Annotated in this window: 23 protein-coding genes; 14 read left to right on the top strand and 9 right to left on the bottom strand. The window is 68.1% G+C overall.

Annotated features, from left to right (window positions below):
• Positions 1–197: integrase core domain-containing protein (locus tag EOD42_RS26695; RefSeq protein ID WP_164868103.1), on the top strand; the 197-nt coding region annotated here is incomplete at its 5' end.
• Between the two features lie 126 nt (positions 198–323).
• Here the strand turns inward: EOD42_RS26695 and EOD42_RS24120 are convergent.
• Complete coding sequence (locus EOD42_RS24120; protein ID WP_127790162.1) at positions 324–1337, bottom strand: HNH endonuclease; 1014 nt, start codon at positions 1335–1337, stop codon at positions 324–326.
• A gap of 535 nt (positions 1338–1872) precedes the next feature.
• Positions 1873–2322, bottom strand: a complete 450-nt coding sequence (locus EOD42_RS24125; protein ID WP_127790163.1) for a helix-turn-helix domain-containing protein — start codon at positions 2320–2322, stop codon at positions 1873–1875.
• A 132-nt stretch (positions 2323–2454) separates the two neighbouring features.
• On the opposite strand from EOD42_RS24125, the gene EOD42_RS24130 reads away from it, so the two are divergent.
• Together EOD42_RS24130 and EOD42_RS24135 are read left to right on the top strand one after the other, a co-directional pair.
• Positions 2455–3630: an MFS transporter gene (locus EOD42_RS24130; RefSeq protein WP_240655278.1), complete on the top strand. Its 1176-nt coding sequence runs from the start codon at positions 2455–2457 to the stop codon at positions 3628–3630.
• Positions 3631–3818: 188 nt separating this feature from the next.
• On the top strand, positions 3819–4073 hold the full coding sequence (locus tag EOD42_RS24135) for a hypothetical protein (RefSeq protein WP_127790165.1): 255 nt from the start codon (positions 3819–3821) through the stop codon (positions 4071–4073).
• A 179-nt stretch (positions 4074–4252) separates the two neighbouring features.
• On the opposite strand, the gene EOD42_RS24140 is transcribed toward EOD42_RS24135, so the two are convergent.
• Complete coding sequence (locus tag EOD42_RS24140; protein WP_206020450.1) at positions 4253–4735, bottom strand: group III truncated hemoglobin; 483 nt, start codon at positions 4733–4735, stop codon at positions 4253–4255.
• Between the two features lie 106 nt (positions 4736–4841).
• Between EOD42_RS24140 and EOD42_RS24145 the strand changes: the two genes are divergently transcribed.
• The 3 genes from EOD42_RS24145 to EOD42_RS24155 are packed head-to-tail and all read left to right on the top strand — an operon-like array spanning position 4842 to position 6593.
• On the top strand, positions 4842–5357 hold the full coding sequence (locus EOD42_RS24145) for a hypothetical protein (RefSeq protein ID WP_206020451.1): 516 nt from the start codon (positions 4842–4844) through the stop codon (positions 5355–5357).
• A complete protein-coding gene (locus EOD42_RS24150; protein WP_127790166.1) occupies positions 5350–5949 on the top strand; it encodes a hypothetical protein in 600 nt (199 codons plus the stop codon). The genes EOD42_RS24145 and EOD42_RS24150 overlap by 8 nt, the downstream gene beginning before the upstream one ends.
• Complete coding sequence (locus EOD42_RS24155; RefSeq protein WP_206020452.1) at positions 5949–6593, top strand: hypothetical protein; 645 nt, start codon at positions 5949–5951, stop codon at positions 6591–6593. The genes EOD42_RS24150 and EOD42_RS24155 overlap by 1 nt, the downstream gene beginning before the upstream one ends.
• A gap of 49 nt (positions 6594–6642) precedes the next feature.
• On the opposite strand, the gene EOD42_RS24160 is transcribed toward EOD42_RS24155, so the two are convergent.
• Entirely contained in the window at positions 6643–8832 is a 2190-nt protein-coding gene (locus tag EOD42_RS24160) for a TonB-dependent receptor (RefSeq protein WP_164868104.1), read from the bottom strand.
• 170 nt (positions 8833–9002) lie between these two features.
• Here EOD42_RS24160 and EOD42_RS24165 point away from each other — a divergent pair, with 170 nt between their 5' ends.
• The 5 genes from EOD42_RS24165 (at position 9003) to EOD42_RS24185 (ending at position 15782) form a co-directional block, all read left to right on the top strand.
• Positions 9003–10079 (top strand): ABC transporter substrate-binding protein, encoded by a 1077-nt coding sequence (locus tag EOD42_RS24165; RefSeq protein ID WP_127790168.1) that lies wholly within the window; start codon positions 9003–9005, stop codon positions 10077–10079.
• Positions 10076–11083 carry a FecCD family ABC transporter permease gene (locus EOD42_RS24170; RefSeq protein ID WP_127790169.1) on the top strand — a complete coding sequence of 336 codons (1008 nt, stop codon included), beginning with the start codon at positions 10076–10078 and terminating at the stop codon, positions 11081–11083. The genes EOD42_RS24165 and EOD42_RS24170 overlap by 4 nt, the downstream gene beginning before the upstream one ends.
• Entirely contained in the window at positions 11080–11814 is a 735-nt protein-coding gene (locus EOD42_RS24175; protein ID WP_127790170.1) for an ABC transporter ATP-binding protein, read from the top strand. The genes EOD42_RS24170 and EOD42_RS24175 overlap by 4 nt, the downstream gene beginning before the upstream one ends.
• 126 nt (positions 11815–11940) lie before the next feature.
• Positions 11941–15324, top strand: coding sequence for a bifunctional proline dehydrogenase/L-glutamate gamma-semialdehyde dehydrogenase PutA (gene putA, locus EOD42_RS24180; RefSeq protein ID WP_127790171.1), 3384 nt, complete (start codon positions 11941–11943; stop codon positions 15322–15324).
• Positions 15324–15782 (top strand): Lrp/AsnC ligand binding domain-containing protein, encoded by a 459-nt coding sequence (locus tag EOD42_RS24185; RefSeq protein ID WP_164868105.1) that lies wholly within the window; start codon positions 15324–15326, stop codon positions 15780–15782. Before putA ends, EOD42_RS24185 begins: the two co-directional genes overlap by 1 nt.
• A 43-nt stretch (positions 15783–15825) precedes the next feature.
• Here the strand turns inward: EOD42_RS24185 and EOD42_RS24190 are convergent, their stop codons facing one another.
• The 5 genes from EOD42_RS24190 to EOD42_RS24210 all read right to left on the bottom strand — a co-directional run bounded on the left by EOD42_RS24190 (position 15826) and on the right by EOD42_RS24210 (position 20909).
• Positions 15826–16809 carry a Bug family tripartite tricarboxylate transporter substrate binding protein gene (locus EOD42_RS24190; RefSeq protein WP_164868106.1) on the bottom strand — a complete coding sequence of 328 codons (984 nt, stop codon included), beginning with the start codon at positions 16807–16809 and terminating at the stop codon, positions 15826–15828.
• A 54-nt stretch (positions 16810–16863) separates the two neighbouring features.
• A complete protein-coding gene (locus EOD42_RS24195) occupies positions 16864–18378 on the bottom strand; it encodes a class I adenylate-forming enzyme family protein (protein WP_127790174.1) in 1515 nt (504 codons plus the stop codon).
• A gap of 3 nt (positions 18379–18381) precedes the next feature.
• The gene (locus EOD42_RS24200; protein WP_127790175.1) at positions 18382–18819 is read right to left on the bottom strand and encodes a PaaI family thioesterase; all 438 of its coding nucleotides are present in this window, start codon (positions 18817–18819) and stop codon (positions 18382–18384) included.
• On the bottom strand, positions 18816–19808 hold the full coding sequence (locus EOD42_RS24205) for a quinone oxidoreductase family protein (protein ID WP_240655279.1): 993 nt from the start codon (positions 19806–19808) through the stop codon (positions 18816–18818). The genes EOD42_RS24200 and EOD42_RS24205 overlap by 4 nt, the downstream gene beginning before the upstream one ends.
• Positions 19809–19934: 126 nt before the next feature.
• Positions 19935–20909 carry a LysR family transcriptional regulator gene (locus tag EOD42_RS24210; protein WP_164868107.1) on the bottom strand — a complete coding sequence of 325 codons (975 nt, stop codon included), beginning with the start codon at positions 20907–20909 and terminating at the stop codon, positions 19935–19937.
• A 120-nt stretch (positions 20910–21029) separates the two neighbouring features.
• On the opposite strand from EOD42_RS24210, the gene EOD42_RS24215 reads away from it, so the two are divergent.
• From EOD42_RS24215 to EOD42_RS24225, 3 genes are read left to right on the top strand one after another with little or no spacing between them, the layout of a single operon-like run.
• Positions 21030–21992, top strand: coding sequence for a Bug family tripartite tricarboxylate transporter substrate binding protein (locus tag EOD42_RS24215; protein ID WP_127790178.1), 963 nt, complete (start codon positions 21030–21032; stop codon positions 21990–21992).
• A gap of 12 nt (positions 21993–22004) precedes the next feature.
• On the top strand, positions 22005–23081 hold the full coding sequence (locus tag EOD42_RS24220; RefSeq protein WP_127790179.1) for an LLM class flavin-dependent oxidoreductase: 1077 nt from the start codon (positions 22005–22007) through the stop codon (positions 23079–23081).
• Positions 23078–24034: a Bug family tripartite tricarboxylate transporter substrate binding protein gene (locus EOD42_RS24225; RefSeq protein WP_127790180.1), complete on the top strand. Its 957-nt coding sequence runs from the start codon at positions 23078–23080 to the stop codon at positions 24032–24034. Before EOD42_RS24220 ends, EOD42_RS24225 begins: the two co-directional genes overlap by 4 nt.
• The last annotated feature ends 147 nt before the right edge of the window (positions 24035–24181 follow it).

A 24181-nucleotide genomic window follows, 5' to 3' on the forward strand; every position in this document is an offset into this window, starting at 1 on the left:
AGGCCTGGAGGCGCGACTACAACGAGCGTCGCCCGCACTCGGGCCTCGGCTGGATGACGCCAAGGGACTACGCCAGCGCCTTCTGCGGAGAGACCGGCCGGCACGCTGCGCAGGCTGATAGCTCCGCGCACCGGCCTCTTGCCACCCACCAACACCAAGGCTCAAATCAACCCAGGACTCTCGTTATCGCTGGATGAGAAATGGGGGGCACGTCAGTTCGGCGGCGAACGCCGCCGGGGTCTCGAAGCCAAGGGCTGAGTGTGGTCGTTCGTGGTTGTGGACAACGCTGCCACCGATGTTGGGGGAGAAGCCAATGGCCGTCGCTAGCCCGTCTGGCTGCCGTCGACTTCCGGGGCGGCGCCGGGCACGATCGCATCGAAGTGCATCCTGAGGATCCGGTTCTCCGATTTGCGTTCCGGATCGTCGAGGAACAGCTGTTTGGTCTGGATCAGTCCGGGTAGAAGCCAAGGCTGCAGCATGTGGAGGTGCGGATACACGACCACATCAAAAGGCTTGTCGGCAAGTTGCGCGTCCATCTTCGGGCAGGGGACGAAGATTTGGTAGGTCCAGTTGCCGAAAGCCAAGAAGAACATGAGGTAAGGTGCCGCGACTTCAGCCTTACGCCGTAGCAGCGCGATGATCGGTCGCGGGAACGGGCTGGGTCCGGGTACAAAGGTGTGGAAACACCAGTGCCCCTTGTCCGCATAAACCTTGCGAGTCGCCACGTCCTTCTCAAGCAACCAGAGACGCAGTTCCTCGAAATAGGGCAGTTCATCCTCGGGCAGGAGCCCGTAGGCGATCTTGGCCAGGGCTTTGTAAACGCCGAGAGGACGAAACGGCTGGGTGTCGTATGTGATAACCATCTGCGAGTTCTCATGATCGATCGTGAACACGCCCTCGTCCGCATACTGCTTGATGACTACGCCGGCGGCGTCGCGAACGAAACTTGACTTCTTGCCTTGAGGTTTCAGAGGCGTGAAACCCTTCCGCTTAGGCACCTGGCTTATCGCACGGTCACCCATCGTCATCTTGGCAAGGTCGTCTTCGAACTGTGAAAAGCGTTCGTTGCAGTCGTCGCACTCGTATCGGCTGAACAGCGTCTTGTTGCCAACGAACGCCGGAACAAGATGAGCGTCCTTAGAAAAGGTAACCGTCGGCTTCGTTCGGCGGCAAAATCGGCATGTTGGCGGTCTCTCCCCCCAGATCTCTTTTTTGTTCTCGAGATTCAAGCCCTTGAAGTGCAGCGTGTCGTAATTGGCGCTGTAAAAGGTGATCCCCGCTAGTGCCGTACTCTCGACCGCTATGGTCTGCGGCCCCTGTTCCGTGTCTTCTGTCATTCGTCATCCCCCTTGATCTATTGTGACACCGCAGCTTGATGACGCTTCAGCGAGCCGCCTCCGCTGTTCGATATAAGCGGCGGATTGGCGTTCGTCCCGCTTAGGAATAGAATTTAATGCTTCTTTCCGCGTTTCCGGTGAGCATTGTTCGATGAGGCAACTAGGCTTGCTCAACTACGCGGGCAAACGCTTTGAGTCTGTTCCTCCCTGAAATCTGCTCATTGCCGCACCTTCGGGAAAGTCGGTTAAGTCCCAGCTTCCATCGTTTGATCGATCAGTCGAGCAGGTCGGAGGAACCGACAGATCCAAAGAGCAATCTCATGTCGGCAATCGGCGGGCAAAACGGAATACCTTGCCAAACGCCCGAAATGGCCGTCGTTAGCCACCAAAATACCGCCAAAACCCGCCGATAACCGCACAACAGCAAGTATCGTCATAATCATCAAAGGGTTATGATGATCTCGTAGTTCTCATCTTCGTCTGGCGCTGCCCGCCAATTCGGTCGACATAGCCTTTCAGGCGAACGGCCTGATGCTCAGGATCGCGAGAGGTTGCCTCTCGCCTTCGACTTCTCTGCGTTCCCACGTCTTTTTCCGTGTCTGCCCGCCACGTCCACCAGCCGCCGGAACGCGGGGCATTCCATATGCGAAGGGGCACGACAGTCGGCGACATGACGGAGCGTGTCGCGCAGGGCGGTCAACTCGTGGATTTGCCGGTCGATCTCGTCGGCTTTCTGATGGAGAACGTCGCGCGGCAGGTCCGGCATGCCGTTGCGGCCGAACATGCCGGAGATCTCCGCCAGCGAGAATCCGGCCATCTTGCCCATGGAGATCAGCTTGAGCTGCAACATCACCTCCGGCGGGAACTGCCTGCGCAAGCCATGCCGCGAGATCGAGGAAATCAACCCGGCCTCCTCGTAGTAGCGCAGCGCCGAGGGACTGATTCCGCTTTGTGCCGCGACCTCTCCGATATCCAGGACTTTCATGCTTGACCTCAAGTTGACTTGAAGTGGCAGCCTGCTGCCGACCCGAAGTTGAGGCAAGAAGGCAAAAGGATGGATCGGACTGAACCAGGCGCATCGGCGCAGACGCGATCATCAGTCGCGATAACGCTGGCTATGGCGATGCTGCTGGCCTCATTGGGCACCAGCATCGCCAACATCGCGCTGCCGACACTGGCCGAGGCATTCTCGGCACCATTCGCGCGGGTGCAGGCGGTCGTCGTCGCCTATCTTGCGGCCTTGACGGCTTCGGTCGTCATCGCGGGCCGGCTCGGTGACGGCTATGGGCTGAAACGAATGCTGGTCGCGGGTCTGGCCATTTTCGCCGCTGGATCGCTGCTATGCGCCGTTGCGCCGGACCTGTGGCTGTTGATCGGCGCGCGGGCGTTGCAGGGCACAGGCGCGGCATTCCTCATGACGCTCGCCATGGCGCTGATGCGTCAGACGGCGGGCGAGATGCGTGTCGGGCGTGCCATGGGCCTGCTCGGCACGATATCGGCACTGGGAACAGCGCTCGGCCCCTCGCTCGGCGGTCTGATGATCCCCATGACGGGATGGCGTGGCATCTTCTGGGTGCAAGTACCGCTGGCGGTGCTTGCCCTGATCCTTGCTGTCACGACGCTGCCGCACGAGCCGGAAAAAAGAAAGCCGCGATTCCCAGCTTCATGGTCAAAGACGGATCGGAGCCTGGTGCCCAATCTTGCCGTCAACATACTGGTGGCGGCTGTCATGATGGCGACGCTGGTGGTTGGCCCCTTCTATCTGAGCCTGGGGCTCGGCCTGGAGGCAACACAGGTGGGCCTCGTCATGGCGGTCGGTCCGGTGATTTCCATCTTCAGCGGGGTTCCGTCCGGCAGGCTCGTTGATGGCTGGGGAAGTTGCCGGGTGCTTGCCGTTGGGCTGACCCTGCTGACTGTCGGCGCGACTCTCCTGGCTTTTGCGCCACATATGACGGGCGTCGTTGGCTATCTGTTGTCCATCACCGTGCTGACGCCGGGATACCAGCTCTTTCAGGCGGCCAACAACACAGCCGCGCTGGCGGATGTGCCGAAGGACCGGCGCGGCACGGTTTCCGGCGCATTGAACCTGTCGCGCAATATCGGGCTGATCGCCGGGGCATCGCTCATGGGGACCGTCTTCGCCTTTGGCGTCGGAACCGGGGAGTTCACCAATGCCTCCCCAACGGATATCGCCGCCGGGATGCGTCTGACCTTCCTTCTGGCCGGTGCCATGATGCTTGTCGCAATAGGGATCACATTTGGCCGCCGTAACCCGGCCAAACACCCGCGGTGACCGCCCCGTATCCCGGCCTGGCTGGCGGTGTCCTCCCCCGCGCCGCCATCGATGGTGTTGGCCCCTGGCAGAACTCGCCACCCGCGTCCGAGGCAGAGGAGGCCGAGGCGCAGGCCGCAAAACACCTGTCTTCGGCATCCTCGAATGCGGCGTGCGCGTGCACACCCACCCCGGACAGGCTCGTCTCCATGTCCGTCACCGTCAGGGCCGCTGCCGCGCAGCATTCGCGAGAGACGGTCGCTGTGTGGCGGACAGCACCCGACATCTCCGTCATGGCTCTGCTGGAGACCGGGTCCCTGGGCCTGGCGGCCATGCCGGAACCCGGGCCGCCCGTGGAAGGCCTCAAGCCGAGGCTGCCATCCCGCCTGCTGTCGGGATGGAGCAGCGGCAGGGTAGGCACCTATGATCGATCGCATGGGCCACTGAGCAGGCACCCGATCTGACCAACAGTTCGGGCGCCGACCGGGATCTGGCCTTGCGGCTGCTGGGGGGGCTGGCCAGGCGCCAGGTTGAAGCGATGGCCGAAAGGCTGGCTTCCTCCGGGGGAGCGGCACCGCTCGTTCCCGCAGCACCGGAGCGCTAGCCGCTCTTGGCAGTCCCGGTGGGGTGCCGGTCGGGTGCGCTAACGGCCCGCCGGCTTCAGGCTCTCGCCGCGATGGAAGGCGATGCCCATGCGGAAGCTCTGCGCGATGCGGTGCGCCATCCCGACCACATGCTCCGCGACCTCAGGCTTGAGCGTCCTGGCGGCGGCCGCGCTGAACAGCGCCAGCCACCGCTCGAAATGAGTCTCGGAAATATCCTGCAGGCGCAGATGGGCCTGGAGCGGCCGCCCATCATAGCGGGATGTCCGCAGCAGGGCGGAGGACCAGAAGGCGCAGAGGGTTTCGAGGTGCTCCGGCCAGCGCTCTTCCGGGATCTCGCGCCTGAACACGGGGCCGAGAAGATCGTCCGACCTGACAGCATCATAGAAGCCGTGCACGAGCCGCCGGATGCCGTCTTCGTCCAATGGTGGGGCGGGGGGCTCTGTCATGACGCGAGTGTAGCCCGGTTCCTGGCCCTCGACGACCATGGGGCGTCCGGCCTCGACGCCGCCGGGGAGGGCCATGCGGGGCATATAAGGGAAAGGCGCAGACAGCCTTGACCTGCCTAAATTGCGTATGACTCGCAGTCGCAATAAACTGCCCGCCTGCCGCGATTGAAAGCCATCACCCTTGTCCATCCCGTCGATCACCATCCTCAGCGAGGGCAAGCCCCTCCTGCTGCCCTATCGGGCCGCCGCCGCCTATCACGGTCATTCGGCGCTCGCGATGCTGGCCCTGACCTTCCAGGGGCTGCGCGGCGCGCTGACGCGCCTCTCACCCGCTGCACCCGTCGACCGCGCGGCTCTCACCGTCACCAGCGGCCATCCCGGCCCGGGCGTGCGTGACGCCATCGAATTCGTCACCCGTGCCGTCACGCGCGGCGCCTATACCGTAGACCGCAGCCTGCCCGAGGCCCGGGTGAACCCGCATGCGGCCATCTCCTACAGCTTCCGCCTGCATTGGCAGGATCGCACGCTGGTCGCCGCCCTGCGTGAGGGGGTGCTGCCCGACCGCTTCTACGCATTGGTCGCCATGCCGAAGGACCAGCACAGCCCGGCCACCCTGGCCGAGGCCGATGCACTCAAGAGCAGCATCGCAGAGCGCGTTCTGCTGGAGGAACCCGAAAGCCTCTACGCCTATGCCTAGTATCCTGATGCTGACCTACGGCCACGCGGCGGAGACAGGTGCCGCATTGCGACGCTTCGCCGCGCCGGGCCGGGATGTGGTGCCGCGCGACCAGTACGCGCTGGATGAGGAGCCTCTGGAGCACCACGCCGCGCTGGTGATCGGCATGCATGCCGACCAGCGACACCTCGCGGCCCGCGCCGGGCGCCTGGCGGGATATCTGGCCCAGGGCGGCACCATCGCTGCCAGCGGCCACCTGGCCTATCCCTTCCTGCCCGATGTCTCCGGCTTCCAGCCGTTGCCGACCGGCCATCTGGACGATCTGCGCATCCATCGTGAGGCCGCACACCCGATCTGGGCCGGGGTGAGCGAGCAGGATCTCACCTTCAGGCGCGGTGTCGCCGGCTTCTACGGCCGGGGCTGGCATATACCGCCACCCCGCGCGCGGGTGCTGCACAGCGTAGGCCGGGAGCACCGGCCGCTCGACATCATGTGGCGCCATGGGAAGGGCAGGGTGCTGCTGCACGGCGGCAACGACCTCTGGAGCTTCGGCGCCGGCGACATCGCCCGCAACCTGTTCGATTGGCTGCTCGCCGGGCCGGAGGTGCTCTGATGCTCGCTGTTCTCGATGCCGGCAGCTACTACCATCACCACGCCATCCACGGCGCGCCCTATCGCCACCTGTTCGACCGCGTGATCTACACGCCCGATCTGGACCGCGCCGCGCTGGAGGGCGTTTCGGTGCTGCTGGTGGCCGACCGCAACAACCCCGTGCTGCTGCGCCGGCACGCCGATCTCATCCTCGGCCATTGGCGCCGCGGCGGCACGCTGGTGGTGCTGGGTGAGAATGAGGCCGAGAGCTGGGTGCCCGGTGTCCGCTGGTCCCCGCGCCCCACCAATTTCTGGTGGTGGCTGGAGCCGGGTGCCAAGCCCGAACACCAGTATCCCCGCCCAGAACACGAGTTCTTCCGTCATGTGCCGCCCGAGGACACGGTCTGGCACTATCACGGCGTGCTGCAGCCACCCCCGGGCGCCGAGGCGCTGATCACCGTGCCGCCCGACCCGGAGGGCCGGGACCAGGGCGGGGCGCTGCTGTATGAGGACCGTGCCTCGGAGGCCGGGCGGCTGCTGATCGCGACGCTTGATCCGTTCTATCACCACGGCAGCCGCTTCATGCCCAGCACCACGCGGTTCCTGGACGGCTTCCTGCCCTGGATGAACCGGCTGGCGAGGCAGGAAGCGGTGGCGGAAGGCTAGGCGACCGCTGCTCCGGACCACCCGGGGGCAAGGCCCCCGGGTGTCACCATCAGAATCGGTTGCGCAACCCGATCAGGAAGGTACGCCCGGGTTCCAGCAGCGGGTTGGTGTCGCTCTGCCGGTAATTCATGTTCGCGATCGTCGCGGCGCTGCGATAGGACGCATCGAACAGGTTGTTCGCCGACAGCGACAGGGTGGTGTTGCCCAGCCGCGGAGAGACCAGCCGGTCCAGCCGGAATTCCGCCGACAGGTTCATCACCGCATAGCCCGTGGTCTTGTATTCGCTGGCCGTGTCGATGCGCGTTTTGCCGGCCGCCCAGTTCAGCGTGCCGGTCAGGGCGATGCCCTGGTCCGCCAGAACATATTGCAGGCCGGCCCGCCCGCCGAAGGGCATGATCTGCGCCACCGGACGGTGGGTGGTCACATTGTCCGCGCGCAGCACCGTGACATTGCCGAAGAAGTTCAGCGCGGGGTTCAGCTGCCACCGCCAGTCGCCCTCGAAGCCCGTCATGTGCACCTGGCCGACATTCTGGCGCTGCGTCGCCAGATAGCCGTTGTAGGTGGTGCTGACATTGGCCAGGAAGTTCTCGAAGCGGCTGTGGAACATGGTGGCGCGGAAGGTGGCGTTCGGGAAATGCACCCGGAAGCCGCCCTCGAAATTCACCCCGCGCTCAGGCCGCAGGTCGGGGTTCGGGATGGTGTAGGTTGAGCCTGACAACCCCTGCGAGAACAGCTCCGACGGGACCGGATACCGGAAGGAGTTGTTGATGTTGCCGATGAATTCGATGAGGCGGATCGGGCGGTAGTTCACGCCGATGGCCCCCGTCACGGCGGTGGCCGTGGTGTCCTGCGCCGCACGGAAGGCCGGCAGCAGGTTGGCCGAGGACAGGCCCGTCAGCGACGGGTTGGAGTAGACATAATCGAAGCGGCCGGCGGCACTCAGCGTCAGCTCGCGCGTCGCGTCCCATTCGGTGGTGACGAAGGCGCCCGCATTCACCTGGTCCACCGCAGGGCCCGTCTGCCGGCGGGCGGTGGGCGTGATGCTCAGCAGGTCGCCGGCGCTGTTGTAGCGGTTGACGGCGCTGGAACTGTCGGAGCCCGGGCGCTGCTCGCTGATCACATCCAGGCCCAGGGTGGTGCGCGTCGGCCCCCAGGGGATCATGCCCGACACCCGCCCGCCCCACATCACCGGGCCCATGACATAGCTGTTGGAAGTGGTGATCTGGGAGGCCGCGCGGGTGCTGGTGACGAGCTTGGTGTAGAACTCGTTGCGGTAGATGCTGGCCTCGATGCTGCGGAACAGGCCGTGGTCGAAGGTGCCGCTATAGGCGATGCGGCCTGAATAGAGGTTCAGCACCGCCTCGCGCAGGGTCGCGGCGGGGGCAGCCGGCTGGTTGCTGCCGCGGCCGTCGGTCACGCTGGTGACGCGCAGGCCCAGCTCCACCCGCTGGTTGGCGCTCGGCGAATAGCCGATGTTGAGGCCGAGGCTGCCCGTCTCGTAGTCGCTGTTGCGCACGCGGCCGGCCCCTGAGCGGTAGTCGTCGCTGCGGCGCCCGGTGATGCTGACGCGCGCGTCGAAGCCCGAGCCCGCCGCCTCGATGCCGATGCCGCCATCCACCCGGTTCCCGTTCGTGCCGTACAGGATGAAGCTGTCGCCGCCGGTGATGGAAAAGCCCGGCTGGAAGGCGTTGCCGCGCGGCCGGCGGGTGACGACGTTGACCAGCCCGCCCAGCGAATCGCTGCCATAGGCGAAGGAGGCGGCCCCGCGGATCACCTCGATCCGCTCGATCTCCTCGGGCGAGAGCAGCATCAACTGCAAGGTGTTGCGGCCGCGTGCGCGGTCCCCATCGATGTACATCGGCACGCGGAAGTCATTGGTGTTGAAGCCGCGCAGGAAGATGGTGCCGTTGATGCCGCCGACGCGGTTGATCGACACGCCCGGCACGCTTTCCAGCAGCTCCAGCATGCCCGGCGCGTTGCTGCGCTCGATATCCGCGCGGTCGATCACGCTGGCGGAGGTGCTGGGCAGGAGCGGGATGAGCGGCGCGGGCGGCACGGCGCCCAGCGGGCGCAATTCACCCAGCGCGGCGCCGGCGCGCACATTCACCTCGTCGATGCGAATGGCGGGGATGGTCTGACCTGGCTCTGTCCGGCTGGGCTCTGTTTGGCTGGGCGTGGCGGTGGCGGGGGTGGTTGCCGTGGTCTGGGCCAGTGCCGGGGCCGCGGAAAGCGCGGTCATCAGGCAGAGCAAGGTCGGACTGCGTGGCATGCGGTGTGCCTTCTGAGAGATTTCACGGCACCGCTTGCGGCAGTGCCGCATCGCGTATATGTCCCATGTCATTCGATGACAATGCGAATCATTCGCATCAAAACCATGTAACAGCATAAATCCCCGGCAGGGAGACATGAATGCCACACAGGCACCGCGGACACCGCCCGGCCGCCCTCCTCCTGGCGGCGTCGCTGGCCGGCGCCTTGCCTGCCGGGGCGGCGGAATTCCTCGATCAGCGGGGCGTCGCGCACCGGATCGACCGTCCGGTGGAACGCGTCGTCACCCTGCCCATGCCGCTGCCCTCGACCTACATGGCGATCGACGGGACGGAGCGGCATGTGGTGGGGATGAACCCCAGCTCCGGCGCCGCGCTGCGGGACGGTATCCTGGCGCGCATCTTTCCCCGCGCGCGTGCCATCGCCACCGACATCACGCGCGGCGCGGGCTTCACGCCGAACATCGAAGCCATCCTCGCGCTCAGGCCCGACGCGGTCTTCCAATGGGCCTCCCAGGGGCCGGAGCTGCTGGAAGTGCTGGACCGGGTGGGGCTGCGCACCATCGGCATCACCTGCTGCAGCCAGGCCGATTTCGCGGCCTATACCGGCTTCATGGGGGAGTTGTCGGGCAGGCAGCCGCGCGCGGCCGAACTGCTGCGCCGCCAGGATGCCGTGCGCGCCCGCCTGGCGGCCGCGACCGAAGCCATTCCCGACGCGCGGCGCCCGCGCGTGGCCTATGTCGGCCGCTACACCGACAGCATGCGCATCGCGGGCCCCGGCACCTACAACGACATGTATCTGCGCCTGGCGGGCGGGCGGAACGCGGCCACCTCGGCGCCCGCCGCCGTCACGCTGGAACAGGTGCTGGCCTGGGATCCGGAAGTGATCCTGCTGGGCAATTTCGACACCGCCATGCCGGCGGATGTCTATGCCGATCCGCGTTGGGCGGGGCTCGCCGCCGTGCGCAGCCGGCGCGTCTACCGCATGCCGCTCGGCGGCTATCGGTGGGATCCGCCCAGCCATGAATCGGCGCTGACCTGGATCTGGCTGGCGGAGCTGCTGCAGCCGGGGGCCTCCGGGTTCGACCTGCGGGCGGAAATGCGGGAGTGGTTCCGCTTCCTCTATGGCCATGAACTGGCCGAGGACGACATCGACGCCATCCTGTTCGCGGGCCCGAACCAGGGTGCCGCCGGCTATGACAGGTTGCTGCGCCGATGAAGGTCTCCGTGCTGTGGAGCGGGCTGGTGCTGCTGCTGGCGGCGGTGCTGCTCCTCTCTCTGGCGGCGGGGCGCTATCCCGTGCCGATCGGCCATGTGGCGGCGATACTGGCGGCGCCGGTGTTCGACATCACGCCCTCCTGGTCGCCCGCCGAGGCGCTGGTGGTGCGCACCGTGCGCCTGCCGCGTCTGCTGACGGCGGGGCTGGCGGGGGCGGGGCTGGCCCTGTGCGGCGCGGTGCTGCAGGGCATCTTCCGCAACCCGCTGGTGGGGCCGCAGACCATCGGCGTTTCCTCCGGCGCGGCGCTCGGGGGTGTCGTGGCCATCATGTTGCTGGGCTTCGGCTGGCCGGTGGCGGGCGGTGCCTTCCTGGGGGCGGTGCTGGCGCTGCTGGCGGTGCTGGCGATCCATGACGGGCGCGGCCTGTCGGCGGTGCTGACGCTGGTGCTGGCGGGGGTGGTGGTCAGTGCCTTCTGCGGCGCCATGGTCAGCTTCGCCACCTATGTGGCGGACCCCGAGACCAAGTTGCCCGGGTTGGTCTTCTGGCTGATGGGCAGCTTCGCCACGGCCACCTGGCCCAAGCTGGGTCTGCTGGCGCTGTGCAGCCTGCCGGCCGGGGCGCTGATGCTGGCCATGCGCTGGCGCATCAACATCCTCTCGCTGGGTGACGAGGAGGCCCGCAGCCTGGGCGTGCACCCCGCCCGCGACAGGCTGATCCTGTTCGGGGCCATCTGCGCCCTGGTGGCGGCCCAGGTCTCGGTCAGCGGCGCCATCGGCTGGGTGGGGTTGGTCATTCCCAACCTGTGCCGGATCGCGATGGGCGCGGATCATCGCCGCCTGCTTCCGGCCTCCGCCCTGTTGGGTGCCAGCTTCCTGATGCTGGCCGACACGCTGGCCCGCAGCGTCACCGCGGCCGAGGTGCCGGTGGGCATCGTCACCGCCCTGGTGGGCACGCCGGTCTTTGCCTGGCTGCTGCACAGGGCCGCCGGGGGGCGGCAGGCATGATCGCGGCAGAGAATGGGGGCCATGGCTACCGGCCCGGCCAATGGCTGTTCCGCCACCTGGATTTCCGCGTGGCGCCGGGCGAGGTGATGGCGGTGCTGGGCCCCAACGGGCGCGGCAAGACCACCCTGCTGCGGGGTCTCTGCGGCACTCTGGCCTGGCGGGAGGGCAGGGTGCGCCTGGGCGGCGCGCTGGGCTATGTGCCCCAGGCCCTGGCCACCGAAACCGGCTACACGGCGCTGGAGATGGTGCTGATGGGCCGCAGCCGCTTCCATGGCCGCTTCGGCACGCCTGGCCGTGCCGATGTGGCGCGCGCGGAGGCCTGCCTGGATGAGGTGGGGCTTGCAGATGTCGCCCGCAGCCGCTTCGACCGGCTCAGCGGGGGGCAGCGCCAGCTGGCGCTGCTGGCGCGCGCCCTGGCCACGGATTGCGCCGCGCTGGTGCTGGATGAGCCCGCCTCGGCGCTTGATCTCGCCAACCAGGGCGTGATGCTGCGGCTGCTGCGCCGCCTGGCGGCCGAAAAGGGGTTGGCGATCCTGTTCACCACTCACCATCCCGACCATGCGCTGGCCATCGCCCATCAGGCGCTGTTGATGCTGCCGGCCGGGGAACATCTGCATGCCCCCCGCGACGAGGCGCTGAGCGAGGCCAATCTGCAGCGTCTGTACGGGGTGCCGATCCGGCGTGTCGCGTTCGAGGGTGGAGAGACCCTGGTGCCGATGCACAGTCTGTAAGGCGGCCGTGATTGAATCGGCAAAGGCGGCAATGTGCCGTTTTTTCCACGCCATTGAGCCGAAAAATGCTGTATAGATGCACCAGATCCGCTGCTACCCCGAAGGCTTGGCCCCGAGAGAGCACGCATGACCCGCATCGCCCCCTTCCAGCCCCTCGCTGAGCGTATTGTCCCGCCCTCGCCGCTGCGCGCCGCCATCACCGCCGCCACCCGCCGGCCGGAGGAGGAGTGCCTGCCGCCCCTGCTGGCGGCGGCGGCCCTGACGCCCGCCCAGGATGCGGCGGCGGCGGCGCTGGCCTCACGCCTCGTCACCGCCCTGCGCGCCAGGCCGCGCGGTGCAGGGGTAGAGGCGCTGGTGCAGGAGTTCTCCCTCTCAAGCCAGGAGGGCGTGGCGCTGATGTGCCTGGCAGAGGCCCTGCTGCGCATTCCCGATACCGAAACCCGCGACGCGCTGATCCGTGACAAGATCGGCGATGGCGACTGGTCCGCGCATCTGGGCCAGTCGCCATCGCTGTTCGTCAATGCGGCGACCTGGGGGCTGGTCGTCACCGGCCGGCTGGTGGGCGCGCATGGTGAGGCGGGTCTGGGCGCCGCCCTGAAGCGGCTGGTGGCGCGTGCCGGTGAGCCCGTGATCCGGCGCGGCATGGACATGGCCATGCGGCTGATGGGCGAACAATTCGTCATGGGCCAGACCATCGATGAGGCGCTGGACCGCGCGAAGGAACGCGAGGCGCGCGGTTTCCGCTACTCCTACGACATGCTGGGCGAGGCGGCTGCCACCGCCGCCGATGCCGCGCGCTATCTGCGGGACTATGAGAACGCGATCCACGCGATCGGCCGCGCCTCGGCTGGGCGGGGCATCCGGCAGGGGCCGGGCATCTCCATCAAGCTGTCGGCGCTGCACCCACGCTATTCGGTGGCCCAGAAGCCGCGCGTGATGGCAGAGCTGCTGCCGCGCCTGGTGGGCCTGGCCGTGCTGGCGCGGGAATACGACATCGGCCTGAACATCGACGCCGAGGAAGCCGACCGGCTGGAACTGTCGCTGGATCTGCTGGAGGCGCTGTGCCGCGAACCGCGGCTGGCGGGTTGGGACGGGGTGGGCTTCGTCATCCAGGCCTATCAGCGCCGGGCGCCTTTCGTCGTGGACGCGGTGATCGACATGGCCCGCCGGACCGGGCGTCGCATGATGCTGCGCCTGGTCAAGGGCGCCTATTGGGACAGCGAGATCAAGCGCGCGCAGGTCGATGGGCTGGAGGGCTTTCCGGTCTTCACCCGCAAGGTTCACACCGACGTGTCCTACCTGGCCTGCGCGCGGAAGCTGCTGGCCGCACCCGATGCGGTGTTTCCGCAATTCGCCACCCACAATGCCCGCACCCTGGCGGCCATCCATGAAATGGCGGGCGAATGGCACCCCGGCCAATACGAGTTCCAATGCCTGCACGGCATGGGGGAGCCGCTCTACGACGAGGTGGTCGGGCAGCTCGGCCGTCCCTGCCGTGTCTACGCCCCCGTCGGCACGCATGAGACGCTGCTGGCCTATCTGGTGCGGCGCCTGCTGGAAAACGGGGCCAATTCCAGCTTCGTGAACCGCATCAACGACCCCGATGTGCCGGTGGCCGCCCTGGCGGCCGACCCGGTGGCCGAGGCGCGGGCCCTGGCAGGCCGCCCGCATGACGCCATTGCCCAGCCGCGCGACCTGTTCGGCCCGGCGCGTCGCAACTCCGCGGGGATCGACCTGGCCAGCGAGGCGCGGCTGGCGGATCTGGCCGAGGTGCTGACGGTGCCTTGGGCGTTGCGGGCGGGGCAGGGCGGCACGGCGCGCCCGGTGCTGAACCCGGCCGACCGGCGCGATGTGGTGGGCGAAGTGATCGAAGCCGAGGAGGCCACGGTCGAGGCGGCGCTGGCCGCCAGCCGCTGGTCCGCGCCCCCGGCCGAACGTGCCGCCCTGCTGGAAGGCGCCGCCGATCTGATGGAGGCGCGCATGCCGGCGCTGCTCGGCCCCATCGTGCGGGAGGCGGGCAAGACGCTCCCCAACGCCGTGGGCGAGGTGCGTGAGGCGGTGGATTTCCTGCGCTATTACGCGGGCCAGGCGCGCGGGTTGGGCGGTCATCGGCCGCTGGGGCCGGTGGTGTGCATCTCGCCCTGGAACTTCCCGCTGGCGATCTTCACGGGCCAGGTGGCGGCGGCCCTGGCGGCCGGCAACCCGGTGCTGGCCAAGCCGGCCGAGGAGGTGCCGCTGATCGCCTCGCTGGCCGTGGCCTGCCTGCATGATGCCGGCATCCCGCCCGAGGCGCTGCAGCTGCTGCCCGGGGACGGGCGCGTGGGCGCGCGGCTGGTGGCCGATGCACGCGTGCAGGGGGTGATGTTCACCGGCTCCACCGAGGTCGCGCGGCTGATCCAGAAGCAGCTCTCGACACGGCTCGGCGCCCATGGCGCGCCGGTGCCGCTGATCGCCGAGACAGGGGGGCAGAACGCGCTGATCGTCGACAGCTCCGCCCTGGCCGAGCAGGTGGTGGCCGATGTGCTGGCCTCGGCCTTCGACAGCGCGGGGCAGCGCTGTTCCGCCCTGCGCGTGCTGTGCCTGCAGGAGGATGTGGCCGACCGGATCCTGGCCATGCTGAAGGGCGCGATGGCGGAACTGGCGATCGGCCGCCCCGACGCGCTGGAAACCGATATCGGCCCCGTCATCACCGATGAGGCGCGCGACAGCATCCTCGCCCATGTCGAGGCCATGCGCGCAGCCGGCCACCCGGTGCATGCGGCCCCCCTGCCGGAGGCCGCGCGCCATGGCAGCTTCGTCGCCCCCACCGTGATCGAGATCGACCACATGCGCGCCCTGACGCGCGAGGTGTTCGGCCCGGTGCTGCACGTGCTGCGCTTCCGGCGTGAGGGGCTGGATGCGCTGCTGCGCGACATCGCGGCCACCGGCTACGCGTTGACCTTCGGCGTCCATTCCCGGCTGGACGAGACCATCGAACGCCTGTGCTCGCGTGCGCCGGCCGGCAACATCTACGTCAACCGCAACCTGATCGGCGCGGTGGTGGGTGTGCAGCCCTTCGGCGGGCACGGGCTGTCCGGCACCGGGCCCAAGGCGGGCGGGCCGCTGTATCTGCGCCGCCTGCTGGCGGACCCGATGACGGCGCCCGTGACGACGGGCCTGTTGCCCGGCCCGGTGGGGGAGGAGAACCGCTATGAGCTGCACCCGCGCGGCACGGTGCTGTGCGCCGGTTCCTCGCCTGAGGACCTCAGGGCGCAGCGGGAGGTCTGCCGGGCCACCGGCAATATCGCCCGCGCGGGCGACGACCCCACCGGCTGCGCCGCCGTGCTGTTCGCGGGCGATGAGGCGGCGCTGCTGGCCATGCTGGCGCGGGTGGCCGCGCTGGATGGGCCGATCCTGCCGGTCATCGTCGCGCGCGACGGGGTCTATCCGACGGAGATGCTGGTGCAGGAGCGATCCATCAGCATCAACACCGCCGCCGCCGGCGGCAATGCCAGCCTGATGAGCCTGTGATGGACCTCGACCGCACCGACCGCATGATCCTGGGCATCCTCCAGCGTGAGGGCCGGATCACGAACCTGGAGCTGGCCGAGCGCATCGGCCTGTCGCCCACCGCCGCCAGCGAGCGCACGCGCCGCTTGCAGAAGGACGGCTACGTCACCGGCTATGGCGCGCGGCTGGACTCGGCGCGGCTGGGCTTCGGCCTGCTGGTGTTCGTGGAGGTGCTGCTGGACAAGACGACGCCCGACATCTTCGACCATTTCGCCGCCGCCGTGCGCCGCGCGCCGGAGGTGCTGGAATGCCACATGGTGGCCGGCGGCTTCGACTATCTGCTGAAGGCGCGGATGAAGGACATGGCGGCCTACCGGCATTTCCTGGGCCATGCGCTGCTGGCCCTGCCCGGGGTGAAGGAAACCCGGACCTATGCCGTGATGGAGGAAGTGAAGACAGAAGGGCCGCTACCCTTGTAGCGGCCCCAACAGTCACCTTCGCTTCTGTAGAAAGAAGAATGCTTCAGCTGTCGATCCGCTGCAGCTTCCCGCTATCCACCAGACCCTTCCAGGTCGCGACCTGCCGGCGGAAGTATTCGCCGAAGGGCGCAGCGCTGGTCGGCAGCGGCTGGGCGCCGGTCTGGGCCAGCTTCTCCTGCACCTCGGGGGTGGCGATGGCCTTGATATTGGCCTCCTCCAGCCGGGCGAAGGCGTCGGAGGGCGTGCCGGTGCGGGTGAAGAAGCCCAGCCAGGTGCTGAACTCGTAATCCGGCACGCCGGCTTCGATGATGGTCGGCACATTCGGGAAGGCGGCCGAACGCGCGGTGCTGCTGACCGCCAGCGCCCGCACCGCGCCGCTGCGCGCCTGCCCGCTGGAGGAACCCATGGCATCCAGCAGGAAGGAGATGCGCTGGCCGATCAGGTCCGGATACACCGCGCCGGAGCCGCGGTAGGGCACATGGGTGAAGGTGGCACCCGTGGCCGCCGAGAGCAGTTCCCCCGCCAGGTGGCTGGCGGTGCCGATGCCCGAGGAGCCGTAGTTGAGCGCGCCGGGCCGGCGGCGCGCGTCGGCCAGCAATTCCTGGAAGGTCTGCCAGGGGGCCTCGGGCGAGACGACGCACATCATGGGCACGGCGCCGATGCCGCCCAGCGGCGTCAGCCCGCCGATCGGGTCATAGCTCAGATTCTGCAGGGAAGGGCCGGTGGCATTGGAATTCGACGCCAGCAGGAAGGTATATCCATCGGCGCGGGCGGTGTTGGCCACATAGGCCCCGCCGATATGCCCGCCGGCACCGGCGCGCAGCTCGACCACCACGGTCTGGCCAAGCACCTTGCTCATCTCGGAAGCGACGACCCGGCCTAGCACATCGGCGGAACCGCCGGGCGCGTAAGGCACGATCATGGTGACGGGACGGTCAGGGAAGGCGGCAAGCGCCAGGCGCGGGGCTGCAAGCACGCCGGTGGCGAGCGCAGCCCCATGGGCGAACAACGAACGACGAGGGAGCATCGGCATAATTCCTGTAACGGCCGCCGCCTCCCGGCAGGGAGCAGCGCGCCTGGTTTATGTACCATTCTCCTGTGTGATTAAAAGGCTTTCCCGTGCTTTTTTGGTAAGATCGGCTTTGTCGACCTTATTGGTGCCGGCGAGAGGCAGTGCGGGTAACATCCACACGCGCCGGGGGTGCATGAAGGCGGGGGCGTGGCGCAGGCAGAAGGCCTTCAGATCTTCCTCGCTGGCCGTCTGGCCAGAGCGCAGCACCACGAAAGCGACGGGCTTCATGCCCTTGATGTCATCGGGGACCGGAATGACGGCGGCTTGCTCGACGGCCGGGTGCTTTTCCAGCACCGCTTCCACCTCGGCGGGGAAGATGTTCTCGCCGCCGCAGATGAACATGTCGTCGGCCCGGCCGACCACATAGAAGAAGCCGTCGGCGTCGCGCCGCAGCACGTCGCCCGTGACGTAGTAGCCGTCCTCGGTGATCGGCGGCTTGATGTCGGGGCGGTTGAAATACCCGTTCATCACGCCCGGGGTCCATTGCTCCAGCACGCCCTCATCGCCGAGCGACCCGTCGGCCGCGCGCAGGCGCAGCTTCACCTTGGGGTGCGGGTAGCCGACGGAAAGCTGCGGCTGCGGCAGCCCATCGGGATGCGGGCCGAACACCAGGGGGCCGGCCTCGCTGGTGCCATAGGCGTTGATCAGCTTCGCATTCGGGAAGGCCGCCTTGATGCTGGCCGCGAGTGCCGCGCTGACCGGCGCGGAGCCGAGCCGGATCGAGCGGACGGAGCTGGTATCGGTCTCGGCCAGCAGCGCCTTTTCCCGCAGCAGCATGGCGAACATCGGCGGCACGCCGGTCAGCCAGGTGCATTTTTCGGCGCCGATGGCGCGGATGTAGTCGGGCTCCTTGAAGAGCGCCAGCAGCACGATGGTGGCACCCGCGGCCATGGCCAGCTGCGCCAGCGCCAGCCCGTTCATGTGGTAAAGCGGTGCCGCGATCAGGAAGCGTTCCTCGCGCTGCGGCTGGGCCGCCATGCGCTGTTCCACGATCCACAGATGCGACTGGTGGCTCAGCACCACGCCCTTGGGCTTGCCGGTGCTGCCGGAGGTATAGATGAACTGCGCGGGCTCCCGGTCCTCGGGCGTGATGGCCTCGAAGGGGCCGGGGTCGAGTGCGGCTTCCCATTCCGGGCCGGAGAGCGGCAGCGTCGGCAGACCCGCGGGCACCGCGCCGGCGCGGGTCGCGTCATGCGCCACCAGCTTCACCTGGGCGTTGCCCAGCACATAGGCGATGGTCTCGGGCGGAAAGCGCCAGTTCACCGGCACCACCACCAGGCCCGCGCGCTGGGCGCCGAACATGAAGGCCAGATACTCGATGGAATTGGCGGCCAGCATGCCCACCCGGTCGCCGCGCAGCAGGCCGCGCTTCAGCAGCCCCCGCGCGACGGAATCAGCGAGCGCATCAAGCTCGCCATAGGTGACGACACGCCGCGATGGCCCGTCCCGCTCGATGATCGCGGGCTTGGCCCGGTCGATGTCGGGGGGCGTCAGCGCGCCCAGGTTCACGGCGTGGAACGTCATTCTTCAGGCCTTCGGCGGGGCAGGGGGGGCAGTCAGATAGGCACCGCGCCCGGAGGCGCAGAGCTTGCCGTCGCCGTCGAACACCTGGGCCTCGGCCACCGAGAACTGGCCGCCGAACCGCACGACCTTGCCCTTCACGGTCAGGTCGCCCGGCATCGCCGCGCGGTGGTAGTCCACCCGCATGTCGATGGTCGGCACGCCGCGCCCGGTGGAGGACACCAGCGCCCAGTCGGCCGTCAGGTCGATCAGGGCCGCCAGGATGCCGCCATGGGTATAGCGGCGGTCGGGGTTCACCACCCACTCCTCGCGCCAGGTGGCCTTCAGCTCGATGGTGCCTTCGCCGACGGCGATCACCTTGATGCCCAGCCACTGGTGGAAGGGCCCGCGCAGCAGCAGGGCCTCGACCTCGGCGGGGGTGGGCAGGGGCTTCTTCTCACTCATGGCGTCACGATCACCTTGCCGAGCACTTCACGATCGCGGATCAGGCGCAGCCCTTCGGCGGCCTGTTCCAGCGGCAGAACCTTGTCGATGACGGGCTTGATCTCGCCCTTGCTGATCATGTCCATCAGCGCCGACAGGTTGTCGTCGTAGAAGGAGTTGGAGCCGATGATCTGCAGCTCGAAGGACCAGACGTAGCGCAGGTCTTCCTTGGGGTCGTGGCCGGCGGTCGCACCGCAGACCAGGATCTTGCCGCCGCGCTTCACGCAGCGCAGCGTCTTGGTCCAGGTGTCGCCGCCGGTGAAGTTGATGACGACGTCCACGCCGCCCTCATAGTTGCGGCGCTGCGGCTTGCCGTATTTTTCGACCGCCCACTTCGAGAAATCGACCTCGTTGTAGTTGATCGCCTCGTCCGCGCCCATGTCGAGCAGGGCCTGGCACTTCGCGTCGCTGCCGGCGCAGGCGATGACATGCGCGCCCAGCTGCTTGGCGAGGATGACGCAGCCCGTGCCCACGCCGCCGGAGGCGCCGAGGATCAGCACCTTGTCGCCCGCCTTGATGGTGTTGTGCGTCACGATCATGCGGTGCGCGGTGCCATAGGCCACCGGCAGGGAGGCCGCTTCCTCGAAGGTCACGGCGTCCGGCATCTTGATGAGCTGGTCGGCGGCGACGCGGCAGTATTCCTCCATGCCGCCGTCGAGCATCTCGCCCATCAGGCCCTTCTTCTTGTTCAGCGGGTTCACCAGCACGCGGTCGCCCACGGCCCAGCCGGAAACACCTTCGCCGATCTCGGTGATGGTGCCGGCCATGTCCAGGCCGATCACGACCGGCATGGGCACCTTGATGCCCGGCATGCCCTTCACCGTGAACACGTCATGGTAGTTGAAGGAGGAGGCGCCGACGCGGATCACCACATGGCCGGCATCGGCCACGGGCATCGGGTGGTCGTCCACGACCTTCAGCATGTCGAGGTCGCCGTGTTCGTTCAGCACTAACGCGCGCATATCCTGCCCATCTGTTGTTTACTGGAACGGTGTTACAGCAATCGGTACGCCCTGTGCACCCCCAAATAGGCCCTGTGGAATGTCACCTTCTACAGATGGGTGCGCAACCCCCGATCAGGAAGCCCGCAGAATGGGCGTATGCGCGGCAAGGTGCCGCAGCAGCTGCTGGGCGGCCGGTGACAGGCGACGGCCGCGCCGCGTCACCAGTTGCGCCTCGGCCCCTTCCAGGATGCCGCTTTCGGCCTCCAGCGCGACCAGCCGCTTCTCCAGCACCTCGGGCGCCACGGCGAAGGCCGCGGTGATGACCACGCCGCCCCATTCCTCGGCAAAGCGCAGCAGGGCGCGGGCGGAGTTGCTGCGCAGCTGCGGTTCCAGCCGCACGCGCTCGCCATGCTCGGCCGAGAGCAGCAGCTGCCGCACGCCATGGCTGCCGGTCAGCATGCCCAACCGGTGCTGGCGCAGGTCCTGCAGGGTGATCTTGCGTCCCAGCCGGTGCAGCGGGTGGCCGGGCGCCACCACGATGCGCATCGGGTGGCGCCGCGCGGCGTGGGATTGCAGGCGCGGGTCGGGCGGCAGGTTGTACAGCACCGCCATCTGGATGCTGTCATCCAGCAGTTGCGCCACCAGCTGATCGGTGCTGCCGACCGAGAGCTCCATGTGCAGCTGCGGGTGCGCCTGGGCGAAGCCGCGCAGGGGGCCGCGCATCAGGTGCCACAGGAAGCCCTCCCCGGTGCCCAGCGAGATCTGGCCGCGCCGTGCCTCCGTGATGTCCTGCAGCTGCGCCACCACGCCGTCCAGCCGCGCGCGCTGTTCCTCGAAATAGTCGTTCAGCAGCGCGCCGGCCTCGGTCACGCGGGCGCCGCGCCCGTGGCGCTCCAGCAGCATGATGCCGAGGTCCTCCTCCATCCGCGCCACCTGGCGGCTGAGGGCGGAGGCGCTGATGCCGAGCCTTTCGGCGGCGCCCCGGACGGAGCCCGCGCCCGCTACCTCATGCAGGCCCAGCAGGCCGCGATGGTCGATCGCGGCCAGCCGGCCGGCCAGCTGCTGGCGCTTCTTTTCCGACAGCAGGCTTCGGCGGGTGCCCGTCATGCATTCATCCATCGTTGCGTCCGGTGCAACGCTTGCGACGAAACACGAAACACCAGCCTGTCGCAACTCTGACACAGTGCAGCAATCGGGCGGTCACCGGGATCGCTGCCGGAGAACCGCATGACCCTCATCAACCGACGCGCCCTGGCGGGCGTCGCCGCAGCCCCAGCCCTTGCGCATGCCGCCACCTGGCCGGAGCGTTCCATCACGGTCGTGGTCCCGTATTCGGCCGGTGGCCCGTCGGACATCTTCGGCCGCGCCATGGCCGCCGGCCTGCAGCCTGCCCTGGGCCAGGCGGGGGTGGTGGAGAACCGCGCCGGCGCCAATGGCAGCATCGCCTGCGGCCAGGTCGCGCGCGCGGCGCCCGATGGCCACACGCTGCTGGTGGTGGCCGGTGGCATCATGACCATCAACCCGCTGCTGATGCGCAACCTGCCCTATGACCCGGTGCGGGATTTCGCGCCGATCACGCTGGGCATCCGCGCGCCCAATGTGCTGGTGGTGCCGGCGGCCTCGCCCATCACCACGCTGGACGGCTTCATCGCCGCGGCCCGCGCCAACCCGGCGGCCATCACTTACGGCACGCCGGGGCCGGGCTCCTCGGAGCACCTGACCATGGCGATGTTCGCGCAGCGCGCGGGCGTCGAGATGACCCATGTGCCCTATCCGGGTGTCGCGCAGACCGTGACGGACCTGCTGGGCGGCACCATCCAGTCGGGCTTCCTGGGGCTGGGGGCGACGCTCACGCATATTCAGGGCGGGCGGCTGCGGGCGCTCGCGGTCTCCTCCACCGAGGAAAGCCCCGCCTTGCCGGGCGTGCCCGCGGTGGCCGGCCGCTTCGCGGATTTCGAGGCCTATAGCTGGCAGGGCATCGTCGCGCCCCGCGCCGTGCCCGAGCCCATCCTGGCGCGGCTGCACGGCATCTTCACCGAGACCCTAGCCGCCCCCGCCACGCGTGAACGGCTGGGCGCGCTCGGCTTCACCATTGTCGGCAGCACGCGCGAGGCGATGGCCGCCCAGATCGAGAGCGAGACCGCGCGCTGGCGCGCCGTGGTCAACGCCGCCAACATCAGCCTCGGCTGAGGAGGAAACAACATGACCCGACCTTTGCGCATCGGCATCTGGGCGCTGGTTCACGGCAACCGCGCCGCCCTGCATGACCCGCAGGAACCCTATGACGCCAGCTGGCGCCGCAACCGCGCGCTGATCCTGGAGGCCGAGCAGCTCGGCTATGACTGCGTGCTCGTCGCCCAGCACACGATGAACCCGCACAAGCCGGATCTGGACCAGCTGGAGACCTGGACGGCCTGCGCCGCGCTCGCCGCCGAGACGAAGCGCATCGAGCTGATCGCCGCCATCAAGCCCATGCTCTACCACCCGGTGGTGCTGGCAAAGATGGCGACCCAGATCCATGAGATCAGCGACGGCCGCTTCGCCATCAACCTGGTCAATGCCTGGAACCGCAAGGAGATCGAGGATGCGGGCCTCGAATTCCGCGAGCACGACGAGCGCTACGCGTATGGCGGCGAGTGGCTGTCCATCGTCGAGCGCCTGATGCGGGGCGAGGAGGTGCAGCATGACGGGCGGTACTTCAACGTCCACAACTACATGCTGCGCCCGGCGGGGCACCGGCCGCGCCCGACCATCTATGTCGGCGGTGAAAGCGGCCCGGCGCGCGACCTGGTCGCGGCCCAGGCCGATGTCTGGTTCATCAACGGCCAGCCGCTGGAGGCCGTGCAGGCGCTGATCGCCGACGTGCGCTCGCGCCCCCGCCCCGCCGACCTGCCGCCCGCGCGCTTCGGCCTGTCCACCTTCGTCATCGCACGAGAGACGGAGGCCGAGGCGCAGGAGGAGTTCCAGCGCCTGTTCGAGCTGGCCAAGGAGGATGCCGAGATCAAGGCCTATGTGAAGGCCAACACCGACCCCGCCGTGGCCATGCGCAAGACCCAGGCCAAGTACCAGACCGTGGGCACCAATGGCGGCACGGCGGCCGGCACGGTCGGCAGCTATGAGCAGGTGGCCGAGCGTCTGGCGGCCTTCCACGCGGCCGGCATCGACACGCTGCTGACCCAGTTCCAGCCCTTCGAGCCGGAGATGCGGCGCTTCGCCCAGCATGTCGTGCCGCGCCTGCGGGCGATGGGGGCGGTCCAGCCGGCGATGGCCGCGGAATGAGGCGCCGCGTTTTCCTGGCGTCGACCGTCGCGACGCCCGCGATCGCCCAGACCCGTTGGCCGGAACGCCCGCTGCGCCTGATCGTGCCCTTCCCGCCGGGTGGTGCCTCGGACCTGCTCGGGCGGCTGATGGCGGAGCGGCTGTCCGCGCGGCTGGGCCAGCCCGTGGTGGTGGAGAACCGGGGCGGGGCGGGCGGGCGCACGGCCGCCGAATACGTCGCGCGTGAACCGGGCGACGGCTACACGCTGATGCTCGGCACCCAGCCGACCCATGTGTTCAACCGCTACCTCTACAGCAACCTCAGCTACAACCCGGACCGGGACTTCACGGCGCTGTCGACGCTGGCGGCCTTTCCCTATTGCCTGATCGTTTCGCCCAGCCTGCCGGCACGGAACCTGACGGAGCTGGTGGCCTATGCGAAGGCCAATCCGGGCAAGCTGAACTACGGCTCCTCCGGCATCGGGGGCGGCACGCATCTGGCCACCACCCTGTTCGCGCAGGTGACGGGCACGGAGCTGATGCATGTGCCCTATCGCGGTGCCGCCGCCGCGGTCACGGCCGTGATGCAGGGCGAGGTGCAGGTGATGGTCGAGCTGGTCTCGAACTGCCTGCCGCAGCTGCAGGCGGGGCATGTGCGCGGGCTTGCGGTGGGGCTGCCGGAGCCCTCGCCGCTGCTGCCGGGGGTGCCGACCTTCCGCAGCTTCGGCATCACCGATTTCGACGTGCCGAGCTGGTTCATCATCGTCGCGGCGGGGCGCGTTCCGCCGGCCATCGCCGAACGCCTGCGCGTGGCCTGCGATGAGGCGGTGCGCGATCCCAGCTTCGCCGAAAGGCTGGCAGCCACCACCGCCCAGCCCATGCCGATCTCAGGCCAGGCGCTGACCGACTTCCTGGCCGATCAGAACCAGCGCTGGGCGGGGATCATCCGGGGCGCGAATGTCCGGTTGGATTAAGACGTCCGCTGAGATGGAATAGTATGAAGCGCCTTAGTTAAGTATTCTTCTTTTTCTGTAGAAAAAGAAGCAAAAAGACTTTTGTTGGATTTTTAGGCTGGGCGCTTCAATTTCGGTACTCCGTCAAACTGCCAAAAGTTTTTTGGT

Source organism: Rhodovarius crocodyli, assembly GCF_004005855.1.
Lineage (GTDB): Bacteria > Pseudomonadota > Alphaproteobacteria > Acetobacterales > Acetobacteraceae > Rhodovarius > Rhodovarius crocodyli.

Bases quoted from the DNA above. Each gene is read 5' to 3' on its own strand.
- EOD42_RS24220 (WP_127790179.1), top strand. From the start codon at position 22,005: ATGACCCGACCTTTGCGCATCGGCATCTGGGCGCTGGTTCACGGCAAC.
- EOD42_RS24200 (WP_127790175.1), bottom strand. From the start codon at position 18,819: ATGAGTGAGAAGAAGCCCCTGCCCACCCCCGCCGAGGTCGAGGCCCTG.
- EOD42_RS24195 (WP_127790174.1), bottom strand. From the start codon at position 18,378: ATGACGTTCCACGCCGTGAACCTGGGCGCGCTGACGCCCCCCGACATC.
- EOD42_RS24190 (WP_164868106.1), bottom strand. From the start codon at position 16,809: ATGCTCCCTCGTCGTTCGTTGTTCGCCCATGGGGCTGCGCTCGCCACC.
- EOD42_RS24125 (WP_127790163.1), bottom strand. From the start codon at position 2,322: ATGAAAGTCCTGGATATCGGAGAGGTCGCGGCACAAAGCGGAATCAGT.
- EOD42_RS24155 (WP_206020452.1), top strand. From the start codon at position 5,949: ATGCTCGCTGTTCTCGATGCCGGCAGCTACTACCATCACCACGCCATC.
- EOD42_RS24175 (WP_127790170.1), top strand. From the start codon at position 11,080: ATGATCGCGGCAGAGAATGGGGGCCATGGCTACCGGCCCGGCCAATGG.
- EOD42_RS24165 (WP_127790168.1), top strand. From the start codon at position 9,003: ATGCCACACAGGCACCGCGGACACCGCCCGGCCGCCCTCCTCCTGGCG.
- EOD42_RS24130 (WP_240655278.1), top strand. From the start codon at position 2,455: ATGGCGATGCTGCTGGCCTCATTGGGCACCAGCATCGCCAACATCGCG.
- EOD42_RS24170 (WP_127790169.1), top strand. From the start codon at position 10,076: ATGAAGGTCTCCGTGCTGTGGAGCGGGCTGGTGCTGCTGCTGGCGGCG.
- EOD42_RS24210 (WP_164868107.1), bottom strand. From the start codon at position 20,909: ATGACGGGCACCCGCCGAAGCCTGCTGTCGGAAAAGAAGCGCCAGCAG.
- EOD42_RS24215 (WP_127790178.1), top strand. From the start codon at position 21,030: ATGACCCTCATCAACCGACGCGCCCTGGCGGGCGTCGCCGCAGCCCCA.
- EOD42_RS24140 (WP_206020450.1), bottom strand. From the start codon at position 4,735: ATGGCCCTCCCCGGCGGCGTCGAGGCCGGACGCCCCATGGTCGTCGAG.
- EOD42_RS24135 (WP_127790165.1), top strand. From the start codon at position 3,819: ATGTCCGTCACCGTCAGGGCCGCTGCCGCGCAGCATTCGCGAGAGACG.
- EOD42_RS24120 (WP_127790162.1), bottom strand. From the start codon at position 1,337: ATGACAGAAGACACGGAACAGGGGCCGCAGACCATAGCGGTCGAGAGT.
- EOD42_RS24225 (WP_127790180.1), top strand. From the start codon at position 23,078: ATGAGGCGCCGCGTTTTCCTGGCGTCGACCGTCGCGACGCCCGCGATC.
- EOD42_RS24185 (WP_164868105.1), top strand. From the start codon at position 15,324: ATGGACCTCGACCGCACCGACCGCATGATCCTGGGCATCCTCCAGCGT.
- putA (WP_127790171.1), top strand. From the start codon at position 11,941: ATGACCCGCATCGCCCCCTTCCAGCCCCTCGCTGAGCGTATTGTCCCG.
- EOD42_RS24160 (WP_164868104.1), bottom strand. From the start codon at position 8,832: ATGACCGCGCTTTCCGCGGCCCCGGCACTGGCCCAGACCACGGCAACC.
- EOD42_RS24150 (WP_127790166.1), top strand. From the start codon at position 5,350: ATGCCTAGTATCCTGATGCTGACCTACGGCCACGCGGCGGAGACAGGT.